21 protein-coding genes are annotated in these 26,348 nt (G+C 42.0%); 13 read left to right on the plus strand and 8 right to left on the minus strand.

The features are described from left to right. Window positions 1–47: 47 nt before the first annotated feature. Both A5882_RS10825 and A5882_RS10830 read right to left on the minus strand, forming a co-directional pair. Window positions 48–326, minus strand: a complete 279-nt coding sequence (locus A5882_RS10825) for a GIY-YIG nuclease family protein (protein WP_005236776.1) — start codon at window positions 324–326, stop codon at window positions 48–50. Further along, entirely contained in the window at window positions 316–1,050 is a 735-nt protein-coding gene (locus A5882_RS10830) for a tRNA1(Val) (adenine(37)-N6)-methyltransferase (RefSeq protein ID WP_086372731.1), read from the minus strand. The genes A5882_RS10825 and A5882_RS10830 overlap by 11 nt, the downstream gene beginning before the upstream one ends. A 137-nt stretch (window positions 1,051–1,187) precedes the next feature. On the opposite strand from A5882_RS10830, the gene A5882_RS10835 reads away from it, so the two are divergent. Continuing rightward, window positions 1,188–1,823 carry a 1-acyl-sn-glycerol-3-phosphate acyltransferase gene (locus tag A5882_RS10835; RefSeq protein WP_005229679.1) on the plus strand — a complete coding sequence of 212 codons (636 nt, stop codon included), beginning with the start codon at window positions 1,188–1,190 and terminating at the stop codon, window positions 1,821–1,823. A gap of 53 nt (window positions 1,824–1,876) precedes the next feature. On the opposite strand, the gene A5882_RS10840 is transcribed toward A5882_RS10835, so the two are convergent. From A5882_RS10840 to anmK, 3 genes are all read right to left on the minus strand, one after another. Continuing rightward, the gene (locus A5882_RS10840; RefSeq protein ID WP_086299589.1) at window positions 1,877–2,968 is read right to left on the minus strand and encodes a DUF871 domain-containing protein; all 1,092 of its coding nucleotides are present in this window, start codon (window positions 2,966–2,968) and stop codon (window positions 1,877–1,879) included. 118 nt (window positions 2,969–3,086) lie between these two features. Further along, window positions 3,087–4,382, minus strand: coding sequence for a PTS sugar transporter subunit IIC (locus tag A5882_RS10845; RefSeq protein ID WP_008379718.1), 1,296 nt, complete (start codon window positions 4,380–4,382; stop codon window positions 3,087–3,089). 21 nt (window positions 4,383–4,403) lie between these two features. Further along, window positions 4,404–5,564: an anhydro-N-acetylmuramic acid kinase AnmK gene (gene anmK, locus A5882_RS10850; protein WP_086299588.1), complete on the minus strand. Its 1,161-nt coding sequence runs from the start codon at window positions 5,562–5,564 to the stop codon at window positions 4,404–4,406. Between the two features lie 254 nt (window positions 5,565–5,818). On the opposite strand from anmK, the gene A5882_RS10855 reads away from it, so the two are divergent. Genes A5882_RS10855 through A5882_RS10865 form a run of 3 tightly spaced genes read left to right on the plus strand, consistent with a single transcriptional unit; the run spans window position 5,819 to window position 13,252 of the window. Then, window positions 5,819–6,940, plus strand: coding sequence for an exonuclease SbcCD subunit D (locus tag A5882_RS10855; protein ID WP_086372732.1), 1,122 nt, complete (start codon window positions 5,819–5,821; stop codon window positions 6,938–6,940). Between the two features lie 2 nt (window positions 6,941–6,942). Beyond that, on the plus strand, window positions 6,943–10,071 hold the full coding sequence (locus A5882_RS10860; protein WP_016613243.1) for an SbcC/MukB-like Walker B domain-containing protein: 3,129 nt from the start codon (window positions 6,943–6,945) through the stop codon (window positions 10,069–10,071). Window positions 10,072–10,087: 16 nt separating this feature from the next. Next, entirely contained in the window at window positions 10,088–13,252 is a 3,165-nt protein-coding gene (locus A5882_RS10865; protein ID WP_086299587.1) for a DEAD/DEAH box helicase, read from the plus strand. Window positions 13,253–13,298: 46 nt separating this feature from the next. Here A5882_RS10865 and A5882_RS10870 read toward each other — a convergent pair whose 3' ends face one another. Further along, complete coding sequence (locus A5882_RS10870) at window positions 13,299–14,033, minus strand: HAD family hydrolase (protein ID WP_086299586.1); 735 nt, start codon at window positions 14,031–14,033, stop codon at window positions 13,299–13,301. A gap of 244 nt (window positions 14,034–14,277) precedes the next feature. Between A5882_RS10870 and A5882_RS10880 the strand changes: the two genes are divergently transcribed. The 5 genes from A5882_RS10880 (at window position 14,278) to pepF (ending at window position 20,898) form a co-directional block, all read left to right on the plus strand. Next, entirely contained in the window at window positions 14,278–16,014 is a 1,737-nt protein-coding gene (locus tag A5882_RS10880) for an ABC transporter ATP-binding protein (RefSeq protein WP_005236757.1), read from the plus strand. Window positions 16,015–16,719: 705 nt separating this feature from the next. Then, complete coding sequence (spxA, locus tag A5882_RS10890) at window positions 16,720–17,118, plus strand: transcriptional regulator SpxA (protein WP_003127030.1); 399 nt, start codon at window positions 16,720–16,722, stop codon at window positions 17,116–17,118. 152 nt (window positions 17,119–17,270) lie between these two features. Beyond that, window positions 17,271–17,921, plus strand: a complete 651-nt coding sequence (locus A5882_RS10895; protein WP_005236753.1) for an adaptor protein MecA — start codon at window positions 17,271–17,273, stop codon at window positions 17,919–17,921. 100 nt (window positions 17,922–18,021) lie between these two features. Further along, on the plus strand, window positions 18,022–19,020 hold the full coding sequence (locus A5882_RS10900; protein ID WP_042890434.1) for a competence protein CoiA: 999 nt from the start codon (window positions 18,022–18,024) through the stop codon (window positions 19,018–19,020). Between the two features lie 60 nt (window positions 19,021–19,080). Beyond that, a complete protein-coding gene (gene pepF / locus A5882_RS10905) occupies window positions 19,081–20,898 on the plus strand; it encodes an oligoendopeptidase F (protein ID WP_086372733.1) in 1,818 nt (605 codons plus the stop codon). 137 nt (window positions 20,899–21,035) lie between these two features. Here pepF and A5882_RS10910 read toward each other — a convergent pair whose 3' ends face one another. Continuing rightward, on the minus strand, window positions 21,036–21,692 hold the full coding sequence (locus A5882_RS10910) for a DsbA family protein (RefSeq protein WP_008379746.1): 657 nt from the start codon (window positions 21,690–21,692) through the stop codon (window positions 21,036–21,038). A gap of 105 nt (window positions 21,693–21,797) precedes the next feature. Continuing rightward, window positions 21,798–22,376, minus strand: coding sequence for a CYTH domain-containing protein (locus A5882_RS10915; RefSeq protein ID WP_008379748.1), 579 nt, complete (start codon window positions 22,374–22,376; stop codon window positions 21,798–21,800). A 196-nt stretch (window positions 22,377–22,572) separates the two neighbouring features. Between A5882_RS10915 and A5882_RS10920 the strand changes: the two genes are divergently transcribed. Genes A5882_RS10920 through mgtE form a run of 4 tightly spaced genes read left to right on the plus strand, consistent with a single transcriptional unit; the run spans window position 22,573 to window position 26,330 of the window. Further along, window positions 22,573–23,241, plus strand: a complete 669-nt coding sequence (locus A5882_RS10920) for a GTP pyrophosphokinase family protein (protein ID WP_005236729.1) — start codon at window positions 22,573–22,575, stop codon at window positions 23,239–23,241. Between the two features lie 5 nt (window positions 23,242–23,246). Next, window positions 23,247–24,044: an NAD kinase gene (locus tag A5882_RS10925; RefSeq protein ID WP_301280263.1), complete on the plus strand. Its 798-nt coding sequence runs from the start codon at window positions 23,247–23,249 to the stop codon at window positions 24,042–24,044. 4 nt (window positions 24,045–24,048) lie between these two features. Continuing rightward, a complete protein-coding gene (locus A5882_RS10930; RefSeq protein WP_034872214.1) occupies window positions 24,049–24,948 on the plus strand; it encodes an RluA family pseudouridine synthase in 900 nt (299 codons plus the stop codon). A 17-nt stretch (window positions 24,949–24,965) separates the two neighbouring features. Then, window positions 24,966–26,330: a magnesium transporter gene (mgtE, locus tag A5882_RS10935; RefSeq protein ID WP_005229714.1), complete on the plus strand. Its 1,365-nt coding sequence runs from the start codon at window positions 24,966–24,968 to the stop codon at window positions 26,328–26,330. The last annotated feature ends 18 nt before the right edge of the window (window positions 26,331–26,348 follow it).

A 26,348-nucleotide genomic window follows, 5' to 3' on the forward strand; every position in this document is an offset into this window, starting at 1 on the left:
CCTCAAGAAGGAAACTTCCGTGCGCAGGTAGTTTTTTGCATGCTTGGTCAGAGAACATTGCTTTTCCTATGACTGATCAGGTAGTCCTCTTTCTTTTTGCGAGGCAATTTTTTGAAGGCGGCTTCTGCTTGAGTGGCTTTACTACGAGTGGAAAAGCTTTCCGCATGGATCATTTGCAAGGGTCTGCGACTAGCGGGACGGGTATATTTTGCCCCGATGCCTTTGTTATGCTCTAATAAGCGGCGACTCAAATCGGTAGTATAGCCGCCGTAAAAGGATTGGTCGTTGCAACGTAAGACATAAAAGTAATGGTTGTCAGCAGCCATAGAGCATCGCCTTCACTTCTGGACTATAAGAGCCCGTTTCATCATAGGTAATGAGAGGAGAATCAATTTTAAACCCTTCCGCCTTACCATCCTTGATTCCTTCAATCAATAAAATATTGGCCTCTTTGCCTACTTTCGGATAGACGAAGCGGACTCGTTTTGGCGCGATTCGATGGGTGCGCATATGGTCCAAAATATCGAGAAAGCGATCCGGGCGATGAACCATCGCAAACCTTCCATTCATTTTTAACGCTTTACTGGCGGTTTGGATCACTTCATCTAAATTTGTGGTGATCTCGTGCCGGGCGATCGCTAAATAGGGATTCGGGTTTTTGATCGCCGTCGGTATATTTTTAAAGTAAGGCGGATTGCAGACCAAAAGATCGACGGAATCAGGTTTGATTTTTTGAAAGAGATTCTTCAAATCCATAGGATAGACCGTCAGCTGTTCTTGCAAGTCATTTAATTCGATACTGCGCTGCGCCATATCCGCTAAGCGTTCCTGCAATTCGACCTGATAAATATGAGCAGTCGTTTTTCTGCTGATAAATAAACCGACTGCGCCATTCCCTGCACAAAGGTCAACGATCACACCTCTTTTTGGTACTCTAGCGTAATTGGCTAATAAGACAGCATCTAATGAAAAAGAAAAAAATTCGGAACTCTGAATAATCTTGATGTCATCGGCATACAATTGGTCAATGCGTTCGTTCGGTTGCAACATGAAGCATACTCCTGTTCTAAATTCATTTCAATGTATTATACTACGATTAAGAATAATGGGAAACGCTAAAAAAGGCTTGTCATTTAAACCGTTTTTTTGCATACTTGAATAGGAGAGAAATAGAAAGGAAAATGAGTATGTTTTTTCGCTTTATGCGCGGTGTGGTTCGCGTAGTATTATTTTTGATCAACGGCAATGCTCGTTATCAAAACAAAGAGGTTTTACCTAAAAATGAAAACTATATTTTAGTGGCTCCTCACCGAACCTGGTGGGATCCATTGTACCTAGCAGTGGCTGCTCGGCCAAAGAAATTCAGTTTTATGGCGAAAGAAGAGCTGTTCAAAAACCCGATTTTACGGTTCATTTTGATTCATGCCAATGCTTTTCCAGTCAAACGGGACAAGCCAGGACCGAGCGCGGTAAAGACGCCAGTCAAAATCTTGAAGGAAACCGATCTTAGCTTGATCATGTTCCCAAGTGGTACGAGACATGCAACGGCCTTAAAAGGTGGCATGGCGTTGATCGCGAAAATGGCCAAAGTCAAGATCGTTCCCTCTGTTTATCAAGGACCGCTGACATTAAAGGATTTATTTAAACGCAAGCGAGTGACTGTCCGTTTTGGGGAGCCAATCGATATCAGTGACATCAAAAAGATGGACAAAGAGGGCTTGGCGGAAGTGGAACGGCGCATCCAAGGTGCATTTGACACACTGGATCAAGCGATCGATCCGTCATTTGTTTATCAAATCGATGAGTCCAAAAGAGAAGATTAATACCTAATAAAAGCCGTTGATCCTTTTGTGATCAGCGGCTTTTTTCTAATGATTTAATCCAACAATTCGAAAGCAAATTTGGTCCATGGTTTCAAATATTCCAACAAAGGCAACTCCTCTTTTGGGATAGCACCGACTTTGTTTTTTCGGGCGTCTTGGTGAGGGGTCAAAACGATCTGCAATTCGTTTTTGTACTGACCAAAGGTATCATTGCCGATAACGATGTCCCCATAAGCAAACGGTTCTTGGTTTGTATGAGGGAGGTTTTCGATGGGACGGTATTTCACCCGTGATTGTGTGGAACGAGCGACTAACGCATTACTGTCACCGCGACGAAAATGATTGGTTTCAGCTAATATCCTCCGTTCGATTTCGCTGGCTTCTGCTTCTACGGAAACGCCAAAGGTCAGTTTGTAGCGATCGATCGCCGCCAGAGCTTTCAGTTCTGCATCCGACGCATAGGCATTGCCAATAATCACCGTATCGATCAACCCAGAAGCAAAAAGCAGCTTTCCTTGCAACGCCAAAGGTAAATCGCGACAAGATTCTAAGGTTGGCAGGCCATCATTGACTTCCCAAGGGCCAATTTTGGCTGATTGACTAGTGATGAAGGCGGCTGTTTTCAACCCATATTTTTTAAAACGTTGACTGCAGTTGCGGAAAAAAGCCTCCGTTAAGCCTGTGCCTCGTTGGGGGTAAAAATTGTGGCAGCCATATAAAAAAGGTTCATTGGCTTGATAAGAAAGGATATTTTCTAAATAGTTCACATCATTACTCATGTTTAATTCAATCGCCAAGCCGAATGGATTGAAGGTCAGTTGGGCTTCTTTGCTGCCATCAAACCCTTGATCCAAGCGGATACCGTCCGCACCTAATTCTGCAAAGAAGCTTAGATCGTCATAAGAGATCGCCAGATCACTAAAAACAGCTGGGGAAATATCTAAAATCGTTTCAAACCCAAGGTTCTTGGCAAACCCGATAATCGAAGAGAATTTTTTTCTGACGATCTCTTTGCCTTCACTGACTTCTAGCATACTCATAAATAAGCGAGAGTAACCAAGGGCAGCAGCTTTTTTTAAATAGTCTTGATCCAGTAAAGGATCGCTATGGTCGGGGTAAATCGAAAGGCCAATTTCTCGTTTCAATGGTTTTCCCTCTTTCTAAAAAAATCGTACGAAGCACCTCTTAGTATCGAAAAATGCTGCTGTGGAGCGCTTCTTCCGATTGTCTTGATGGGTGCTTCGTCCGACCTTTATCAACAAATTATTGTGTGACTGGTTGATTTTCTTTTTCCAATTCGTTTTTGTCATAGATTTTTACGAATGGGTAATAGATCAGAATCGATAAAAGAATCAAAAGAACATTCAGCACGATCGCACGCCAATCGCCGCCAGTCGCTAAGAAAGCACCAATTGGTCCAGGCAATGTCCAAGGGGCATTGACCGTGACGGCATTGACTAAACCTGCTGAGGTGGCGACCCATGCAATGACACCATTGATTAAAGGCGCAATGATGAATGGTGGGATCAAGATTGGATTCAAGACGATCGGTGTACCGAAAATCAGTGGTTCGTTGATGTTGAAAATAGCTGGAATTAAGGCTGTTTTTCCTAGTTTGGAACCGAATTCCGATTTTGTGCGAAAAGCTAACAAAATAGCCAAACCAATCGTTGAACCAGCCCCACCAATCCAGATGAACCATTGATAAAATGGTTCGGCTGCAATATTGGGAATCATATCTCCCGATGCAAGCGCTGTTGTATTTCCTTCTAACAACTGTAACCATAATGGACGAGCCAGTGAACCAACGATAGAAGCACCATGGATCCCGAATGACCAGAAGAAGGTCGTCAAGAAGGTGATCAAAAGCACACTTGGCAAGGTATCTGCGGCACTGACTAAAGGATCGACCACTTTTGCCACGATCGTGTGCCAGTCAAAACCGATATAGTAAGTGATCGCGCCCATTCCTAAAATGATCACTAAAGTGGGAGTCAAGGCTTCAAAAGAGCGAGCGACTGCAGGTGGGACTTGTTCTGGCATCGTGATTTTAAATTTCGATTTGTCCGTTAACCGATAGATTTCAACGGCAAGAATCGAGGTGATGATCGCCACGAACATACCAGCACTCCCTAAATTGGCCATTGGCAAGACAAAACCGACCGTTCCAGCTGCATCCAACGCTTCTGCTGGGATATTGACCGGGGTGAAGGTCAGTAAGAAGGCGGTCGTTGCTAAGATCCCGCCCGAAAGACCATCAAGCTTATAAGAGCGAGAAAGACTGTATCCGATCCCGAATGCAGCATACAAGCTCATAATGTACATCGTCATTCGATAAGGCAATAAGATGGTTGTGGCATTGCTAGACAAGAATTGATAGATGCCCCAACTTTGAGGCAGCGGTGGAAAGGCTAAAATCATAAAGAACGAACTGACGATAATCAATGGCAATGTTGAAACGATCCCGTCACGAACCGCTCGCAAATGACGCTGGCTGCCAAGTTTTTCCATCGGTCCTGCCAGATGGCGTTCGATGAACTGAGTGAATTTATCTAACATGGTTTATCCTCCTAAGATGTTTTACATTTTTGTTTCCCATGGATTCGAAATGATTTTTCCTAAAATCACGCCTTGGGCTGCCCCGGTTGCTGCAGGGGCATTGTTGACACGGCTGTGAAGGGTTTCATTTCCTAAGATGGCGAAAGCCACCGCTTCTTTGGCATCGTTCGAACCGCCAATGTCATCTTGTGTTACAACGGCTACTGTTTCGGGTAAATAGCCTTTGATCATCTCAATCAGCAGATGGTTATGGGCGCCACCACCTGAAAGAATCACTTCAATATCATTTGTTCCCAACTGAGGGAAAATGAACCTTTGGTAACTGTCAGCAATGGAAAATGCGGTGAAATCGGTTAAAGTCCTCACCAAGTCTTCCGATGCTACTTGGGGATATTCGGTCATTAGCTGCTGCACAAAATGTTTGCCAAATTGTTCACGTCCAGTGCTTTTCGGCGGTTGCTGGGACAAATAAAAATGAGTTCTTAATTCCTTTTGCAAGGTGGGTATAATTGCTCCCGCTCGGGCTGTTTCGCCAAACGCATCATAAGGCTGACCGAATAGCTGAACCATTAGTTCATCGATGACCATGTTTCCTGGACCTGTATCAAAAGCATATAATTCGCTTAAGCCACCATTTTTAGGCAGAACCGTAACGTTGCCGATGCCGCCAATATTTTGCAATAAACGATTTTTATCGTTTGATTGATAGAGCAGATAGTCCGTATAAGGTACAAGGGGCGCTCCTTGCCCGCCAGCAGCCATATCCATCACTCGGAAATCGGCGACGACTTTCGTTTGTAAGCCATAAGCAATAATCGAAGGTTCGCCAATTTGCAAGGTGCTGTTTTTCGCTGGATCAGCATCGGGGGAGTGCCAGATCGTTTGTCCGTGGCTGGCAACAAAATCAATGCTTTTTTCTTCAATACCGGCTTTTTGGCAGAGGATTTGACACGCTTTCAAAAATTGATACCCTAATTCAGTATTTAATTGGCAGATGAGGGGAACATTTGATTCCACCGGATCACAAGCAGTTTTTATTCGTTCCTTCAATTCTTCATCAATGGGCAGTGTGAGCATTTCCATCAGCTGGACGTCAGTTTCGATACCGCAGCCGTTGATTTTTACTAAAGCAGCGTCGATTCCATCCAAACTGGTTCCTGACATGAGTCCTATTGCAAGCATATCGTTTCTCCTTTCTTTTAGAATAGTGATGAAAGCGATTGTTGAATTCGATTTCACACTCATTGTAAATGAAGTGTAATTATATTTCAAGATATAAATTTATAATTGAAAAAACATTTCAACATAATGATGTTAGGTGTTCGCTATTTTTATCAAAAATGGGTGGTAAATGAAATTTCGCTGGAAGAGAGATGTCTAACGATCAGGGAAAGTGGTATAATGATTGGAAGGATATTTTTTAAGAAGGTGAAGAAATGCGCTTTATACATACAGCTGATTGGCACATCGGAAAAAAACTACATGGCTATGATCTGCTGGAAGACCAACGAGCAATCATTGATCAAATCATAGCGCTAGCAAGAGCAGAAAAGGTCGATGCCATCGTCATTGCGGGGGACCTTTATGATCGTTCGGTTCCTGCTGTTGATGCAGTCAAATTACTAAATGAAAAAATCGCTGAAATCAATTTAACGAATGAACTGCCATTATTGGCTATCTCAGGAAATCATGATAGTCCAACTCGTTTAGAAACCGGCAGTCAGTGGTTTCAACAAACACGCTTTTACCTGTCCACCAGCATCGAACAAAGTTTGCACCCGGTTGAGTTTGACGATACACAATTCTTTTTACTACCGTATTTCGAACCCATCGAGGCCCGCTTGTTTTTTGATGAACCATTAATGAAGATTTCTGATAGTGTCCAAAGAGTCATTGAGGAGATGACCAAGAACTTTGACTCGTCCAAAAAGCAAGTGCTAGTGACCCATTTTTTTGTGGCGGGTTCTAGCCAAACAGATTCAGAAACAAAAATTCAAGTTGGCGGATTGGACAGCGTACCGACCACCGCTTTTGCGCCTTTTGATCGGGTTGTTTTAGGCCATTTACATGCCAATACGGCTCTCAAACACCCAAATATCGGGTACAGCGGCTCACCACTGAAATTTTCCCTTTCTGAACGGACGAACCAAAAAGGGATCTATCTTATTGATACCGTAAAAGATACCAATGAATTTATTCCACTGACACCAAAAAGGGATATCCAGCAGCTGACGGCGTCCTTTGAGGAGTTGATCGATCCGGTTTTTTACCGTGATCTGGATCGTGAGGCGTTTTGGCATTTTCTGCTGACGGATCGTGCTGTGATTCCAAATATGATGAATCAGTTGCGAAAAATCTATCCATTTATTTTGTCTGTCGAACGGTTGAATGGACGAGAACAGACGAAAAAAAGACAGCTAACGACACGAGAAACCGACCCGCAGACCTTGATCAGTCATTTTTTTCAAGAAATGACGGGAGATTCATTGCTCGATTCACAAACCAAATGGATCGAACAAGGATTAAATGAAGCATTTGTCGTGGAAAAGAGGGAATAGTCATGCAACCGAAGTCTTTACAAATGAAAAATTTTGGTCCATTCATTGATGAAAAATTGGATTTTAGTCAGCTGCAAGCTGGCGGGTTGTTTTTGATCAGCGGCAAAACTGGTGCAGGAAAAACGACGATTTTCGATGGAATGACGTTTGCCTTGTTCGGTGAAACATCGGGGAATCTGCGCTCAGGCAAAGAAATGCGATCGATGTTTGCTTCACCAACCGAAGAGACCAGCGTCACGTTTACTTTTGAACATCAGCGTTTTACCTACCAGATCCAACGGAAACCGGAACAGACGTTAGCAAAAAAACGTGGTGACGGTGTCACTAACCAAACGGCAAAAGTTCAATTGACGATTTTTGACGCCGATGGCAAAGAGAAAAAGCAGATCAGTAAACGGACAGAAGTTGATGCGTTTATCAAGGATCTGCTGCAGCTGGATGCAAAACAGTTTTTTCAAATCATGATGTTGCCGCAAGGAGAATTTCGTAATTTTCTGATTGCCAGTAGTAACGAGAAAGAACGGGTTTTACGAAATCTATTTGGTACAGAAATGTACCAGCAATTTAATGAATGGCTAAAAGAGCAAGTCAAAGCACAAAGTAGAAAGCTTGAACATCAGCAACTAGTCGCTTCGCAGATCATGGAGCGTTTTGAATGGGAAGAAGTGCAAGAAGTTTTAACGGTTGCGGAATGTCTGACTTTATGGGCGCAAGATTTAGAGAAACAACAGATTCAACTTCAAAAGTTATTGCAGAGAAAAGACCAGGCAACGCAAGAAATGAAAGCTGCGCAAGATGCCTTTTACCGTGCAAAAGAAATCGAAAATGCTCGGATCGAATGGCAAGAACTACAAGAAAAAGCACAACTGTTGAATGCCCAAAAAAACGAGATCGATCAAAAAAAAGCACGATTGACTCAACTTGTGTGGGCGCTTGAACATCAAGAAATCATGCAGCAAAAAGAAGAACGCGTAAATGAAGCGCAGCAAGCAGCACAGCAAATCGACGAAACGAAGCAGCTGTTGCAAGATGTTCAGCGGCAACAAGTAAGCTGGCAAGAACAAAGACCGTTGATCGAAGAGACTAAGAAAAAGCATGAAGCTGCCAATCAAAGAAGCCAACAGATCCAGCAGCAGATTCCATTGGCGCAACGCACAGAAAAGCAGCGAGAAGAAGTGGCACAGCAGGAAAAAGCAGCACAGCAGCAAACGAGCAAATTGACCAAAATTACTCAAGTGCTTGCTAACACCAAAACACAAGAGCAGCAACTGGTAGAAAAAATTGAAACGTTAAGAACATTTCAAACAGAAGCATTAAAACTAGCTGAAACACAATTGCTAATTGAAAAATGGCAGCAAGCAAAGGCACTGGTTCGTGAAGCAGAGCAAAAAACAGGGGAACAACAACAAATTCATTCGGATTTGGTCCTTGAAAAACAGCAACTAGAAACATCTTTGCTAGAGCTGCAAAAAACGCTAAAACAAGAAACCAGTCAAAATGCTCGGATGCAAATTGCGCGGCTTCGTCTTTTATTGGAAGAAAATGAACCTTGTCCCGTGTGTGGATCATTGGATCATCCGAATGCACAGGAGCATACGACCTATCCCATTGAGGACATTCTTGCGAGTGAGCAAAGACTTGAGCAAATGCAAGAAAAATTGACGATAGTCCAACAGCAGGTATCGGCAAATCAAACGCTTCAAGAACAAGCGTTATTGCGGATCAATGAATGGCAAGCGACAAGCGTTTCGGCGGAAAAGCAAGCGGCTGCTGCTTGGAACGACGTTCAGCAGGCATACGCTAGGTTACAGCCTTTCGAAACGCAAGAGAAGCTTACTGAAGAAACGATTGCACAGGAATTAAAAAAACGACAATCTATCAATCAGCAAAAAGCCTCCTCTTACGAAGCAGCGCAAAAAACATATCAGGCAGTAAAGGGGCAATTGACAAAGTTAGATGAATCCTATCAGCAAGTCAGTGAGCAAGCAAAAAAGGCCGAGGAAGCGCGCCAACTTGCGGCAGGAAAATTGGCCTCTTTGCAAGAACAACTTGGTGGTGCTACTTACCAACAACTACAAGCCGATTTAGCGTCAATTCATCTTTTACTAAGGGAATATACGCAACAAATCGAGGCGGATGCCCGGCAAGAAGCACAGATCAAAGAGCAGCAAGCGATCCTTTCAGAGAAGTTGAAGAATGTACAACAATTTTTCGAAGAAAAGCAAGCCGCCAAGGCGAAAGCAGAACAACGGCTGATGCAACGATTGCAAGAAGCAGCGATGACTGAAGAAGCAATGCGGGAATTGATTGCCCAAGCTCCTCAAACAACCCTTCTGACAGAAGAAATCAAAACCTATGAGCAAGAAACGGCGTTTGTTCAACAGCGTCTGATATTGCTAGATACCCAATTAAAAGAGCAGGCGACAATGGATTTAATCCAATTGGAAACGACCTACCTTCAGTTGCAGACTGTGATGGAGAAATTACAGCAAGAAACGGTTCGCAAACAGGAGAAGGTCAACAGCAATCAACGGTTATTTGACGAGTTGCAAGTCATTTATCAGAAAAATGTAGAAGAACTTGCCCAATTAGGCCAACTTCAACAGTTGGCAGAAACCATCAATGGCGAAAACACGAAGAAAACCAGCTTGGAACGGTATGTGTTGCAACAATTTTTGACGGAGATCTTAGAAGTCGCCAATGAACGCTTGTCCCGTTTGACCCGTGGCCGCTATCAATTTGAATTAGCGGATAAAGTTGGTAGCTATCGAAGCTCAACAGGCTTAGAAATTGACATCTATGACGATAATGCCGGTCAAGTCAGAAGAGCACATACACTGTCAGGCGGTGAAAGCTTTATTGCAGCCTTAGCGTTAGCAATCTCTTTAGCAGATGTGATCCAGCAACGAGCTGGCGGGATTGAGATCGAAGCACTTTTCATCGATGAAGGGTTTGGCTCGCTTGATGAAGAATCATTGGAAATGGCGATGGAAGCATTAGAAATGATCGAAAATGAAGGGCGCATGATTGGGATCATCAGTCATGTTCGAGAACTGCGGGCAAGGATCCTGCAGCAAGTTTTCGTAGAAACCAACGGCAGCGGGCAAAGCCGGATCCGAATAAAAGAATAAGGAGAGGAGGGCTCTTATGAAGTGGAGTATTCCAGAAAAAGTAATCGAGCGGGGGAGAACGTATCTTAATGAAGGCCGTGTCCTGTCTGTCACCCCGGATAAAGAAAAAAATGTGTGGCATGCAGAAGTACTCGGAACAGAATTGTATTTAGTTACTTTGGATGCTACTGCCAAAGAAGTGGATTATTGCCAATGTCCCTATTGGGAAGAACATCATTATTGCAAACATACGGTGGCCGTCGAACTCTATTTACGCCAACAAGGAAAAACACGAAAAATCAATGAACAAACCCCCATCAAAAAGGCCTTTTCTGCTTCAGAGATGTTTTCCAATGGTTTTGCTCGCTTAGACAGCGAAAAGGAAGCGAGTAAACCATTACAGATTGAATTTCGGGTAGATACGATTGCGACAAATCCTTATCACCAAGAGATGGATATTTTAGGGGTCTCTTTGAAGGTCGGGCATCGCGGCACGGCCAGGACCTATGTCGTCAAAAACATTTATAAATTTTTACAGATGTATCAAGAGAACAAGCAATATGCGGCCAATAAGCAACAGACCTTTTTGCTTTCTGCGGATGCCTTTGATGAGAAAAATCGAGCTTTATTGAATCGATTGACAGGAATCGCGCAAACCCAACAATTAATGGGGCAAGCGGGCATTCAAATCAATGGCAAACTTGATAAAAAATACTTGCTTCTGCCCGTTGAATTCGGCAAAGAACTGCTATTGCAATTCAATGATGTCTACACGCAAATCACCATTGGTGAAACCAAGGTCAGCCAAGTAGACTTCCAATCGGGGGAACCATTGACGTTTTCAGTTACAAAAGAAACGGATCATTTTCCGCTGCAGTTCGTAAAAGACTTCGACCACTTACTTAGTTATTATAACTGGGGGCTGTTGGACGGAACATTTTATGAATTGACTGTCGAGCAAAAGGAGATCTATGTCACGATGCAGCAGCTGTTTAAACGTTTTGAACAGCCAATCATTGATTATCCAAAAGAAGAGCTGGCGAATCTCTTTATGAAAGTTTTGCCTTATTTGCGAAAAATTGGGCGTGTCCAAGTGGCTCCTGAGGTTCAAAATGACATCGAAGAATCTGAATTGAAAGCAGTTTTCTCCTTGCGGAAAATCAAAGGTCAAGTAGATCTACAAGTTGATTTTACTTATGGAGAAGTCGTTTTTTCAAGTGATGAAAAACATCAATACATGCCAGAAAATCATCCAGAGATTTTACGTGATTTCCAACAAGAAGCACGGATCGAAGCCATTATTGAAACCTTTGGCTATCAAGCCAGCAGCAAAAATTGGCAAAAAAATCTACCACTAGGCGAGCAACTCTATACCTTTTTTACGAGAGAGATCCCGGTCTTGAGACAATTAGGGGAAGTGCGGATCGGCAAGAAGCTGCGGGAACTCTACCTTGATGCCCAGCATCATCGACCAGAAATCGTGATTGAAGAGAATGGTTCTTGGTTGGATATCAAGTTTGATGTTAGCGGCATTCAAGAATCAGAGATCAACGATGTTTTGCGGAGTCTGTTGCAATCTGCGCAATTTTATACCACAGAAAATGGTCAAGTTCTTTCGCTGGAGTCGGAAGAGTTTCAAGAAGCAAGTGCTGCCCTCAAAAAATTACGGCTCTCGTTAGATACGAAAAACGGGGCAATCCAAGTCCCATTGAATCAAGGGCTATTACTGCAAGAACAGTTTGCCGATCAAGCGAGTTTTAGTACAGGTTTTCAGCAAATGACGGAAGATTTGATCCATCCAGAAAACTTTGAGGCACAGTTGCCAGACAACTTGCATGCTGAGTTGCGGCAGTACCAAGAAGTTGGCTTTCGTTGGCTAAAAATGTTGAGCCATTATCAATTTGGCGGTATTCTTGCTGATGAAATGGGGTTAGGGAAGACCGTCCAAACCATTAGCTATTTGCTTTCTGAGAAACAAGAGCATCAAAAATTGAATGCATTGATCGTGGCACCAGCCAGTCTAACATTCAACTGGCAGCAAGAAATCAAACGGTTCGCACCTTCAATTTCAGCGACTGTCATCAGTGGAACGAAAGAAGAGCGAGAAGCGCAGATGGCGCAATCAGCGGATGTCCGAATTACTTCGTATGCAAGCTTGCGTCAGGACATTGATGCCTATCAAGCACTAGAGTTATCGTGTTTGATTTTAGATGAAGCACAGATGGTCAAAAACAGCGCGACCAAAACGGCACAGGCATTGCGATCCTTGGAAGTTCCGCAGCGGTTCGCCCTCAGTGGCACACCGATCGAGAACAATTTAGAAGAATTGTGGTCCTTGTTCCAAATGATTATGCCAGGCTTTTTCCCCAACAAGCAGAAATTTAAGGAACTGTCTACACAAGAAATTGCAAAAATGATCAAACCCTTCATTTTGCGAAGAGATAAAAAATCTGTGTTACATGATTTGCCGCAAAAGCTGGAAACAAATTATTACAGTGTCCTAACAGAGGAACAAAAGAAAATTTATTTGGCGTATTTGCGACAAATGCGAGAAGAAATCGCGCAAATGGATTCTACGTCTTTCCGCAAAAATCGGATCAGTATTTTAGCTGGCTTGACTCGTCTACGGCAAATCTGCTGTGACCCTCGATTATTCGTGGAGGACTACGAAGGGTCTTCTGGGAAACTTGAGCAGGTCAAAGATTTACTCTTAGCAGCCAAAGAAAATGGCCGTCGTGTCCTGCTATTTTCTCAGTTCACCAGTATGCTTTCGATTATTGAAGAAGAATTAGCCCAGGAAGGGTTTGAATCCTTCTATTTGCGTGGCAGCACACCGCCGCAAGATCGTTTGACGATGGTCAATGCTTTTAATAGTGGCGAAAAAGATGTCTTCTTGATCTCATTAAAAGCAGGAGGAACTGGACTAAATCTGACTGGTGCAGATACAGTGATTTTATACGATTTATGGTGGAACCCAGCAGTGGAAGAACAAGCCGCTGGACGAGCCCATCGGATTGGTCAAAAAAATGTAGTCGAAGTCTGGCGAATGATCGCCGAAGGAACCATTGAAGAACGAATGGATGCATTGCAACAAGAAAAACGTGAGCTTTTCCAAAAAGTGATCCAAGGCAATGAAACCCAGCTTCAACAAATGACCGAAGAAGATATTCGCTTAATTTTGAGTATCGGCGAAGAACATTAAGCATTCAAAAAAACATGGACCCGCTTGAAGCGAAGGTCCATGTTTTTTAGTTATAGGCGTATGCAGGAAGCTGCAAGAGGGCGTCAATACTTTCTTGGAGCTGCGAGAAAGCAGTGATCGACACATCGGGCAAATCTTCCAATCCATTAGGCGCCTGACGAAGACGATGATTGAACCACAAGGCTTGCCAACCGGCTTTTTTGCAGCCCACTACATCATTATCAAAGTTGTCACCTACGTACAGTGTTGTTTCTGGATCAAGAGCAAAGGCGGTTTCTGCCAATTGGTAAATTTCTAGCTCTGGTTTCTGATAACCGGTTGCTTGTGAAATGATCATATGCTCTGGTTTGATCCATCGAGTCAGTTGCAACTGATCCAATTTTTTTTGCTGGTGGTCAGTGGGACCGTTGGTAATAATTCCTAGTTTGACTGGCAATGTGGACAAATAGTTCAAAGTTGACTCAACTTCAGGATGCAGTGTGATGGCATCTAGTTCTTGTTCATAACACAGCTGAAACTTACAGCTTTCTTCTATTGTAATAGGTAAGTACCCTAAATCCGTTAATGAATGGGTCAGTCGAAAATAACGAAAATGATCTAGCGTCCATTCATTTGCCAATACCCGTCCAAACTGCTCATCACTGTGCACCCGAAACCGTAAGTAAAGAGCAGTTAAATCTTTGTGGGCTATTTGTGGGAAACATGAGGTTACGGCATTGTGAAATGGTTGTTGCTGGTCATATAAGGTATCATCGACATCAAAAAGAATACTAGTGATCAAAAAAGACACGCCTTTCAGAATTAGTGAAAATTTTCAGTTTGTTTTCGAATCAATCATAAGCCATTATTCCTGTAAAAAAAAGAGGAAAATCCCTGTAAAATAAAGGTTTTATTTACTGTTTTTAGAAATCCGCGTCTTTATAGGTTTTCAAAATTATAGTGAATTTTACCCATTTTCACATGTTTCTCATTTTGCATTTCTACTGAGAGTTGCTTATAATGATAGCTATTGAGGAGGGGGAAATGTGTTAAAAAGGTTTTTTCGTTATTATCGACCGTATCGGTCACTATTTATGCTAGATTTTACTTGTGCGGTATTTGCTGGTTTATTAGAACTGGCCTTTCCCGTTGCCGTCAACCAAGTAATCGATAAGATCATGCCCCAGAACAACTTTCGCTTGATACTATTGGCTTGCTTAGGCTTGTTCTTGTTTTATGTGATCAATACTGTGTTGCAATATATCGTGGTTTTTTATGGTCATAAACTTGGGGTCAATATTGAGACAGATATGCGTCAAGAACTGTTTCGACATCTGCAGACCCAATCTTTTGAATATTATGACAATCAAAAGACCGGCAAGCTGATCAGTCGCTTGACCACGGATCTCTTTGAAATCTCTGAAGTCGCTCACCATGGGCCAGAAGATGTTTTTATTACCATTATGACTTTGGTGGGGGCATTCCTATTGATGTTGAATATGCACGTTCAATTAGCGGTAGCGACATTTGCGTTGATTCCATTGATTACGATTGCCTTGGTTTTTTTCAATAAGAAAATGACCAAAGTCAATACACAGATCTATGACAACCTCGGTGAGTTCAACGCCGGAGTGGAAGCATCTGTTAGCGGCATTCGAGTGACCCAATCGTTTGCTAATGAAACGTTCGAACATAAACGCTTTGATGGATTGAGCGAAATCTATCGGCAATCGAAGATCCTTTTTTATAAGGTAATGGCGATCAGTTCAGCGTATAATTACTTTCTGATTCGCTTGATCAACTTGTTTGCTCTGATTTTTGGTGCTTACTACGTGATTCGTGGTGAACTGACGAATGGCCAGTTTGTTGGGTTTATTTTATTATCGAATGTCTTTGTTAGACCAATTGAGAAGGTCAATACGATGATTGAAAGCTATCCGAAAGGCATCGCTGGCTTCAAACGATTGACCGAAGAATTGGATAAAGAACCGACGATCAAAGACAAACCAGGGGCACGGGCTGTTCAATCATTAAAAGGGGATATCGTCTACCAAGATGTTTCTTTTTCCTATGCGGATGCGACGAAAGTCTTGAATCACATCGATTTATCGATCAAAGCTGGCGAGACGATCGCCTTCGTCGGGCAAAGTGGCTCAGGGAAAACCACGTTATGCAACTTGTTGCCGCGTTTTTATGAAGTCACTGAAGGCGCCATTACGATTGACGGCATCAATATTCAGGAGATGACCCTGGCTTCTTTACGTCAGCAGATTGGGACTGTGCAGCAAGATGTCTTTCTTTTCCCGGGAACGATTCGAGAAAATATTGCTTATGGCAAACTTGATGCAACAGAAGAAGAGATTTTAAAGGCAGTCAAATTAGCACACTTAGAAAAGGTCATCGATCAAATGACGGATGGGTTAGATACGGTCATCGGTGAACGAGGAGTCAAATTATCCGGTGGTCAAAAGCAGCGGGTAGCGATTGCTCGGATGTTCTTAAAAAACCCGCCGATTTTGATATTAGATGAAGCAACATCAGCGTTGGATACGGAAACCGAGCAAGTGATTCAAGAGTCATTGAATTCTTTGGCAGATGGCCGTACAACCTTGATCATTGCCCATCGCCTCGCAACGATCAAACATGCGACACGCATCATTGTCGTTAGTGATAAAGGCATCTTAGAAGAGGGGACCCATGAAGATTTGATGGCGAAAAAGGGACATTATCGCGCATTGCATGATGCGCAATTCGCTCGTGATGGAGAACCTTCTCTCCCTTAGAAGAAAGAAATGAACGATCAATCCAAGAAAACACTAGTCTTTTTATACTTTGTCAGGAAAAAGCATAAAAGACGGGTTTCTTAGGTTGATCGTTTTTCACTAAATTTTTGTGAGAAACCCTTTTCATTTATAAGCAGATATTCATTTCTCCTACTGTTTTATTGTCGATTATGACAGAAATGCTTGTATGGTTTTCTGATTAAAAAGGAATGTGATACAATGGAATCAAGAATGAAGACATTGGTTGAGAATCTTCTCTGGAAAAAATAACATATATTTTTATTGTAGCCCTGTCGTTTCCAAGGCAACAAGGGATCGTGAAATTTTTCCTTTGAAAACGATTGAGCCATGGACTTGGTTTTTTTCTCCATTTTTTTGATTACACATGTAATTACAGAGGGGAAATTAAAAAACGCGGGATTCAACTAAAAGAGTATTTTAATATTCTGACATCTTTTTGATACACCTTTGACACACTGTTGTATAAAAGAAGTAATATTAAAAAAAAATTTGATTTTTCTCATTTAAAAATAAACTTTTTGAGTGAAACCTTTTGCCTAAAAGGTTTCGCTTTTAATATAACTTTCGAGTTTTATTAAAAAATATGAGATTTAGACTAGATTTTTTTTAGTTAAACCTGTATAATTGAAATCAAGCGAGGGAACAGGACTTGCTTGATTGAAAATTAAAAAGGAGAGATGCACGTTGTTGACACTATACACTTCCCCAAGTTGCACATCTTGTCGCAAAGCTCGTGCGTGGTTACAAGAGCACGAAATCCCTTTTGTTGAAAGAAATATTTTTTCAGAACCGTTAAATATTTCTGAGCTTAAGGCAATTCTACAAATGACAGAAGATGGCACAGAAGAAATTATTTCCACCAGATCCAAAGTATTCCAAAAGTTGAATATGGATCTAGATGACCTGCCCCTAAAAGATTTATTGACACTTGTTCAAGAAAATCCAGGATTATTGCGTCGGCCAATTATGATCGATGAAAAACGATTGCAAGTTGGGTTTAACGAAGATGAAATTCGTCGGTTCTTACCTAGGGATGTTCGCCAACTGGAACTAAGACAAGCGCAATTAATGGCAGGCTTATAAATTTGACTTCATCGACTCGCTTTCTCGTAGAAAGTGAGTCTTTTTTTGAGTTTTTACGTTTTTCTTAAGAGGATATTCGTTTTCTCTTTACTTTTTATCAGGTTTCGATACAATGAACCTATAGTGAGTAGCAAAAGTGAGGTGTAGCTAATATGGAAATGGAACATATCAATGAGAACACCATTCGTGTATTGATCAAAAGTGAAGACTTAGCTGCGAGAGGCATCACTTTTCTTGACCTTCTAGGAAATCACAATGAAATTGAAAACTTCTTTTACAGTATTCTTGAAGAAGTTGATATTGACGAAGAATTTAAAGGCAGTGAAGCTGTAACTTTCCAAGTCTTGCCTAAAGGCGATGGGTTAGAATTGTTTATTAGCAAAAATCTTCCACCAGAAGGAATGGAAAATTTTGATGAGATGAACGATGAAGCGAATGAAGACATTACCGATATGTTGAAAAAACATGTGGCGGCTCAATTACAAGAGTCAGAGCAAGCAGAAGAAATCGGCAATCGTTTTGTATTCGAGTTGTTGCGATTCGAAGATATGATTCAATTGGCATCCGAAGTATATTTGGATTCCGTTGCAACCAATCTTTACCAAATGGGCAATCATTATTATATTGAAATTCGATTTATGGATGCAGATATTACTGATATTGAAGTGGAAAATGCACTTTCTTATTTGATGGAATTTGCCCAAAGGACTTCAGTGACGCCCGAAGTTTTATCAGAATACGGTGAGTTGATCATGGAAAACGATGCACTTGAATTGACTCGTTTCTATTTCAAGAATGATTAATGAATGAAAATCATTTCCAGCCAAGGACATTTTGACAATGTTTTTGGCTTTTTTAATTGTGTTTGACGAATCTGGCGTACCTCTTATTGAGGTGAGCCAGATGTTGAAAGCGTTGAACCAAAGAAAAGAAGTCATCCTAGCGAAAGGGGCAAAGAAATCCTCGGGCCCTTTTTATTGCCCAGGCTGTCAGAAAGAAGTGATTTTGAGGCAAGGACTTAAGCGACAGTCCCACTTTGCCCATCAAGCCACCACTGATTGTCAGACATACAGTGAAGGGGAGACGAAGGAGCACTTGGAAGCAAAACAACTTTTGTTTGAATGGTATCAAGAGATGGATATTGAACTTGAAGCCTACTTGCCGCAACTTCAGCAGCGACCTGATCTCTGTTACAAAAATATTGCCGTTGAAGTCCAGTGTTCTTCACTCAAGTTTTCACGATTTCTGGAACGAACCAGCACTTATTTAGCAAATGGTTATCAGCCTTGGTGGATCCTAGGGACCAAAATGTATCCGAAACGCCATTGGTCGCTTTTGGCAAAAGCCTGCTGTACTTATCAGTCTACTGGCTTTTGCTTGTGGCTCATTGATACGCGAAATCAGGCATTGGTGCGGCTGCACCAAATCAAATGGCACTATCAAGAAGGGGTAATCAGTCGACGAAGCGCTATACAAAAAGGGGAGCCATACAGGAAAGAGACACTTCGACCTTTGTACGAAGCAGATGAATCAGATACCCACCATTCTATTGAATGGGTAGCGGTCGATTATCGTTTGTGGGTGATTCGAAAACTGCGAAACAGACTGCCTAAAATCAGAGAGATTCAAGAAATAGTATACCCGTTGAATGGGAATGTCTCACAGTTGCCTCTTTGGTGCTATTGTGAAAGTCGGTTTGGCTTTTTATTTGAACACCACATACTGATTTTTCGCTTTCTCTATTTAAGTGAATGTCCCATTAGTTTTGAACAGTGGTTGATTCAGTTGAGGAAGCTGCATTGGCAATGGTGCTTTCCTTTGCTTGATCAAAGAGAAATATTGAGAGAAATCTTTCAAGAATGCCAATATTTAGAAAATTCGGTTTCTTTTTCAAGCCAATGATTTGGTTTCGCTGAAAAGTGTGATAAGATATTTTTAACCAATGAACAAGGAGTGAAGGGAATGTCAGAAACAAAACAATTACCAGCACGTGAATCGATTCCAGTCGAAAAAACGTGGGACTTAACGAAAATCTATGCCGATGATGCGGCTTTTGACATAGAATTTCAAGAAATCCAAGCACAGCTTAAAGAAGCTAGCAGTTACCAAGGCACTTTAGCAGATGGGCCACAAGCCTTCCTATCCGCTTTAGAATTTGTCTTAGATCTTTCTCGCCGTTTAGAGAAACTGTATGTTTACAGTCATTTGAAAAATGATCAAGATACCGCTAATACGACTTATCAAGGCTTATATGCGAAAGCCAGCAGTTTAGTTGCGCAAGTAAGTGAAGCCGTTGCTTGGTTTGATCCCGAATTATTGACGATGTCCGATGAAACGATTTGGGGCTATTTCGATCAAGAACCGAAACTAGCTGTTTATCGTCATATGATCGAAAAAACTATTAACGAGCGGCCCCATGTTTTGCCTGCCGATCAAGAAGCGCTATTGGCCGGAGCAGGCGAAATTTTTGGAGCATCCGGCAACATTTTTTCTGTTTTAAACAATGCTGATTTGGATTTTCCAGTAGTTGAAGACGAAAACGGGGAAAAAGTACAGCTATCTCATGGTGTATACGGTGAGTTGATGGAAAGCACGGATCGGTCTGTTCGGGAAGCGGCCTTTAAAGGTCTCTATGGCGTTTATGAGCAATTCCGCAATACCTTTGCCCAAACCTTAAGTACGAATATCAAAGCCCACAACTTTAAAGCCAAAGCCCGTAAATACGACTCGGCACGCCAAGCCGCTTTGAGTGCCAATCATATTCCTGAAAGTGTCTATGATACCTTAGTGGACGTCGTTAATCAGCATTTGCCATTATTACACCGATATATGGCATTAAGAAAACGCCTGTTGGCTGTCGACACGCTTCATATGTATGATGTGTACACGCCGATTTTAGGGGAAGCACCGATTCGCTATACCTATGAAGAAGCAGTCGAAAAAGCGAAAGAAGCGCTAAAACCATTAGGGGAAGAGTATCTAGCTGTAGTTGAAGAAGCCTTCAGCAATCGGTGGATCGATGTCGTTGAAAACAAAGGCAAACGCAGTGGTGCCTATTCTTCAGGTGCTTATGACACACTGCCTTATATCTTAATGAACTGGAATGATCGATTGGATCAACTCTTTACCCTCGTTCATGAAATGGGACACAGTGTGCATAGTTACTTCACACGGAATAACCAGCCTTATGCCTATGGGGATTACTCGATCTTCTTAGCAGAAATCGCTTCAACCACGAATGAAAATATTTTAACGGAATACATGCTTCGGACTGAGACTGATCCGCGGGTCAAAGCCTATGTCTTGAATCATTTTCTTGATGGATTCAAAGGAACGATTTTCCGTCAAACGCAATTTGCCGAGTTTGAACACTTCATGCACGTGGAAGATGCGAAAGGAACGCCGTTGACCAGTGAATTCTTAAGCGAGAACTATGCCGAGTTAAATGCAAAATACTACGGACCATCAGTTGAAAAAGATCCGGAGATTCGTCTTGAGTGGTCACGCATTCCGCATTTCTATTACAATTACTATGTTTACCAATATTCAACTGGTTTTTCGGCAGCTTCTGCTTTGGCGAAGAAAATCTTAGCTGGCGAACCGGATGCCTTAACTAACTATTTGAACTATTTGAAAGCCGGACGTAGTGATTATCCAATCGAAGTCATGAAAAAAGCAGGCGTAGATATGACGAAAGCAGATTATATTGAAGATGCAATGAAAGTATTTGAGCAACGCTTGAATGAATTGGAAGAACTCGTAAAAGAAATCGAAGCATAATTGAAAAGAGTACAAACCAGTCCGAAAAGGATTGGTTTGTTTTTTTTTGTTCCTCCCGCAATGAAAAACGCTGCGCAGCGAGCCAAACACAAGATCATCGTTTGGCTCGCTGCGCAGCGTCGCTATTGAATAGGGTTTCATAAAAGAATCAACCCTCGATCAATTTCATGAATAGTGGAAAGTTTTGGTGCTTTCAAAGACTGAGCTTTTTGCATAAATGTATCGAGTTCTGTTGCTGTACCACAGACGAGAGGAAGACTTCTCAGTTCCTCTGATCCTTCTAAAAGGACCCCATATTCTTCTTCACTTGAAAAATCATACACCACAGCAGAAGGTGTGATCGTGATGCCCATGTCTTTCGCTACCCTCTGATCGGTGGCAAAGTTCTTTTTCACTAACTCAGATGTACGATCTTCTAGGAACATCTCTAAATCACCATTCGTTTCTGAAAATAGATCTTTCACTAAGGTGTCACAATATTCCTGTTTTTCGATCCCTATCCGTTGTTGCAATTTCAATAAGAAATCCCGAGCAATTTTTTTTCCTTGCAACTGGGCTGCTTTATAATCCAATGACGCAGCATAGATTTGGTTGGTCTGTTCATTTCGCAAGACCAAATCCGCCTTATTCATGGACAAATAGTCCATTGAAACACCTACGGAAAACAAGTTAACGAAAGGCAGGATCTGCAAATGGATTTTTTTGCGGCTCGTGTTTAATTTGTTGAGAATCTCTTTTTCGATATCATAACAAATAGGCCCAATCGGATTAATAAATAAAAAAAGTTCGATCATTTGAATCTCTCCCCAATTAAGATTCTTGAGTAACTTGAAAAACAAAATAAGTATGTTTTATTAAATATAGCAAAAAAACGCGAAAAAAGTAAGCAAAAGGGCATCCTACAATGATTTTTCTTCAACGGCTCGAATGATCTTGTTTTTTGCTGGTCGGTAAGGAACACCAAAAGAATGCAATAACGATTGAAAGGCAAATTTTCCTTGAATTGGCTCACTGACTTCTAGCTCTAACTCATAATCATGCTGTTGACCATACCAGCTTTCATCCAAAGCAAGTAATCCTTCATTGATCGGAAATTCCGCCCGTTTCGTTTTTAATGCTGCGATCATGTGTAATGAATCAGGTTCGATATTCGCTGCTTTTAAGCGTTGAGCAACCACACCTGTTTTTAAAATTTTTTCTGACGCGATCAATGACGCTGCGGTTTCGATTGTCAAAGGATCAGTCGTTTCTAACAGACCGTGTTCAATGGGGGTCTTTAGCGTTAATTCTGCATTGGTAGGAGTCGTGCGAATGCGTAAGCCAAAATGCTTTTCTCGCAGTTTAAAGTCTTGCGTATCAAAGTAATAATTGGTTTGCGTCTTGAAGGCTTTTTCTGACAATTTGTAATAAGCAAGCAACTGGTGGTATTCTTTTTCCGTCAACATTGTTTTATATTCAATCTCTACTTGTTCGACCATTGATTTTCACTCTCTTTCTATTGCAAACATAGTGTACGCTGTTTCAGCTATTCCGTCAAAGAAACTAAACAAAGAAAAGCGGAAACGATTGGGGCAGACAAAAAAATCTTTTGTTTCTGCACTTCTGTCCATTCAGTTTTATTCCAAGAGTATGGTAGAATAAGAGGTATGTTATGAACAGAATCGAGGGAGAAGAATGATTCGAGATTGGGAAGAATTCTTAGCGCCTTATGAACAGGCGGTTTCAGAATTAAAAGTAAAATTAAGAGGCATAAGAAAACAATATCGGGAACAAAACAAACATGTTCCCATTGAATTTGTCACGGGGCGTGTCAAGCCAGTAGATAGCATTTTAACAAAAAGCAAATTACGAGGAATCGCACTGGATCGTCTTGAAGAAGAAATGTCTGACATCGCCGGTTTGCGAATCATGTGTCAGTTTGTGGAAGACATTCACCAAGTCGTTGAACTGTTGCGGACACGTAAAGACATGAAAGTCATTATTGAACGTGACTATATTACCAATAAAAAAGTCAGTGGTTACCGCTCGTATCATCTGGTGATCGAGTATCCAGTTCAATTGATCGATGGAGAAAAAATTATCTTAGCAGAGGTACAAATTCGTACACTGGCGATGAACTTTTGGGCAACGATTGAACATTCATTGAACTACAAATACCAAGGGGAATTTCCCGATGAAATTAGCGAGCGACTACGACGTTCGGCAGAAGCAGCCTACCAGCTAGATGAAGAGATGTCTAATATTCGTGAAGAGATCCAAGAGGCACAGCGGTTGTTTTCTCATGGGAAAGGCAAACGCGGCGGACATGACACGCCCAAGTTGCCGAAGGAGGAATCAGAATGAAAGGCATCCGCGTGGCAATCGTCCATAATCAAGAAAGCAAGTCAGTAGAAGTGACGAAGCGTTTAACTGTCCTCCTGGAGCAGTCTGAAAACAAGATCGATCAAGAGAACCCTGAATTAGTGATCTCTGTTGGTGGAGATGGTACGCTTCTTTCTGCTTTTCACTTGTTCAACCATAAGTTAGACCAAGTACAATTTTTAGGGGTCCATACGGGACACCTCGGCTTTTATACAGATTGGCGTGACTATGAATTGGATGAATTGGTAGAGTCTTTATGCAATGACCATCAAAAGAGTGTCAGTTATCCTTTATTGGATGTCCGAATCACTTATGCAAATGGCAAACCAGACAAGCATTTCCTGGCATTGAACGAATCAACGATCAAACGCGGCAATCGCACCATGGTTGCCGATATTTCTATTAAAGAAGACCTCTTTGAAAAGTTTCGCGGGGATGGCCTCTCGATCTCAACGCCAACCGGCTCAACTGCCTATAACAAAAGTGTTGGTGGGGCAGTATTGCACCCAAGTATCAATGCGTTTCAATTAGCAGAGATTGCTTCTTTGAACAATCGCGTCTTTCGGACACTTGGATCACCGATCGTCGTGGGTCATCACGAGTGGGTCAAAGTGCAACTGCAACAAAGTACCGACTATTTAGTGACGATTGATCAATTTACCATCGAGCAAGAAGAAATCGACGCAATCTATTACCGGATTGCCGATGAACGGATTCATTTTGCGTCTTATCGGCATATGCATTTTTGGAATCGTGTCAAAGATTCCTTTATTGGAGAAGAATAAACTCATGGAATTTACGTATCAATATACCGGACAAGGGCAGCAAGTCAAATATTTTTTGAAGGAACAAGGAGTATCCAAAGGTCTGCTAGCGAAAATAAAATTTCAAGGCGGAAAGATATTTGTGAACGACCACGAGCAAAACGTCTTGTTTTCTTTGGCGCAAAATGATAGGGTAACTATTGTAATTCCTCCTGAAGGGGAACATGAAACGATGCTGGCTGATCCGACACCTATTGAGATTGTGTATGAAGATGCCCATCTGTTAATCGTGAATAAGCCGGCTGGCATCTCATCGATTCCTGCGCAATATCATCCGACTGGCACGATGGCCAATCGAGTCAAGGCCTACTATCAAGCGCAACACTATGAAGATCAAGTGATCCATGTAGTGACTCGCTTAGACCGTGACACATCAGGATTGATGCTTTTTGCAAAACACGGCTTTGCCCATGCGAAGCTGGATAGCCAGTTACGGAAGAAGCAAGTTGTTAAAAAATATCAAGCCCTCGTTGCGGGAGATCTTTCCGCATTATCCGCCCATAGCGAGATCGATTTGCCTATCGCTAGGGACCTGACCTCGCTTTTGAAACGCAAGGTCAGTGAAGAAGGAAAAGAGGCACGTACGGAGTATTGGCTAAAACAGCGCAATTCAGATTGCGCATTAGTCGACATTCAACTACACACAGGCCGGACACATCAAATAAGGGTCCATTTTTCTGCAATCGGTTGTCCCTTACTAGGAGACGAGATGTATGGGGGACCAATGGCTTTTGGGATCAGACGACAGGCACTTCATTGCTGTCAGCTGCAATTCCAGCATCCCTTTACGAATGAACCGTTGGCTTTTGAACTGCCTTTACCTGCAGACATGGCCGCTGTTTGTTCAGCTATCGATAAGCAATAACAAATGAGGTGAAGAGATTGGATGAAAATCAAGAATTAACCGAACGATTTGATCAACTGAATCAAGCACTAAAAGACAATGATATCCAGGGATTTCGTGAGGCATTCTTGGATCTGCATATCTACGAGCAGGGTCAATTCTACCAATCTCTAGAAGCAGACGATCGACAAATCGTCTATACGTATCTATCGCCGAAAGAATTGGCAGACATGTTTGACGTCATTGAAGAAGACGATGAAAACATGGTGGACTATCTTTCAGAAATGCGGCCGGCATATGCTGCAACGATGTTAGCAGAGATGTATACCGATAATGCTGTCGATCTACTGAATACATTGGACAAGAAACAAACGGCCAAATATTTGAGTCTGATGACTGCTGAAGCCGCTAGCGAGATCAAAGAACTATTGCATTATGAAGATGAAACAGCTGGATCATTGATGACAACCGAGTTTGTTTCCATTGTTGCCAACCAAACGGTTCGTTCAGCGATGTATGTCTTAAAAAATGCCGCAGATGTTGCTGAGACGATTTATTATATTTACGTCGTGGATACCGACAACAAACTTGTGGGCGTTATTTCTTTAAGAGACTTGATCATCAATGATGAAGATACCATGATTGCTGATATTTTGAACGAGCGGGTGATGTCGGTTCATGTTGGAGATGACCAAGAGGATGTCGCTCAGACCTTCCGGGATTATGACTTTCTCGCATTGCCAGTCACCGATTATGACGATCACCTATTAGGGATCGTGACCGTCGATGATATCATCGACGTTATCGATGATGAAGCAGCCAGTGATTACTCGGGTTTGGCAGGGGTCAATGTAGAAGAAGTCAGTGAAAACCCGATCAAAGCTTCTTCGAGAAGGTTACCTTGGCTCATCACCTTACTCTTTCTCGGAATGGCAACCGCCAGTTTAATCAGCCATTATGAAGAGTTAGTTAGTGAAGCAAGTATTCTCGCCGTCTTTATCTCACTGATCACCGGAACTGCCGGCAATGCCGGTACCCAATCTTTAGCGGTAGCCGTACGCCGCTTGGCGATCAATGATGATAAAGAAAATAGCTTTATGAAAACAGTGGTCGGTGAGGTGCTTACAGGACTTTTCACAGGAGCTATTACCGGATTGACGATTTTTGCTATTGTGGCTGTCTGGAAACAAAATCCGATTCTAGGGTTTGTGATCGGGATGGCTATGATGTGTGCCATCACAGTAGCCAACTTAGCGGGAAGTTTGATTCCGATGCTAATGGATAAGCTTGGGTTTGATCCGGCAGTGGCGAGCGGTCCGTTTATTACGACCCTCAGTGATTTGACCAGTGTTTTGATCTATTTCAATATTGCCAGTCTTTTTATGAACTATTTTATTCAATGAATAAAAAATAAAAGCAAG

This window comes from Enterococcus sp. 4E1_DIV0656 (genome assembly GCF_002140695.1).
Classification (GTDB): Bacteria; Bacillota; Bacilli; order Lactobacillales; family Enterococcaceae; genus Enterococcus_D; species Enterococcus_D entomosocium.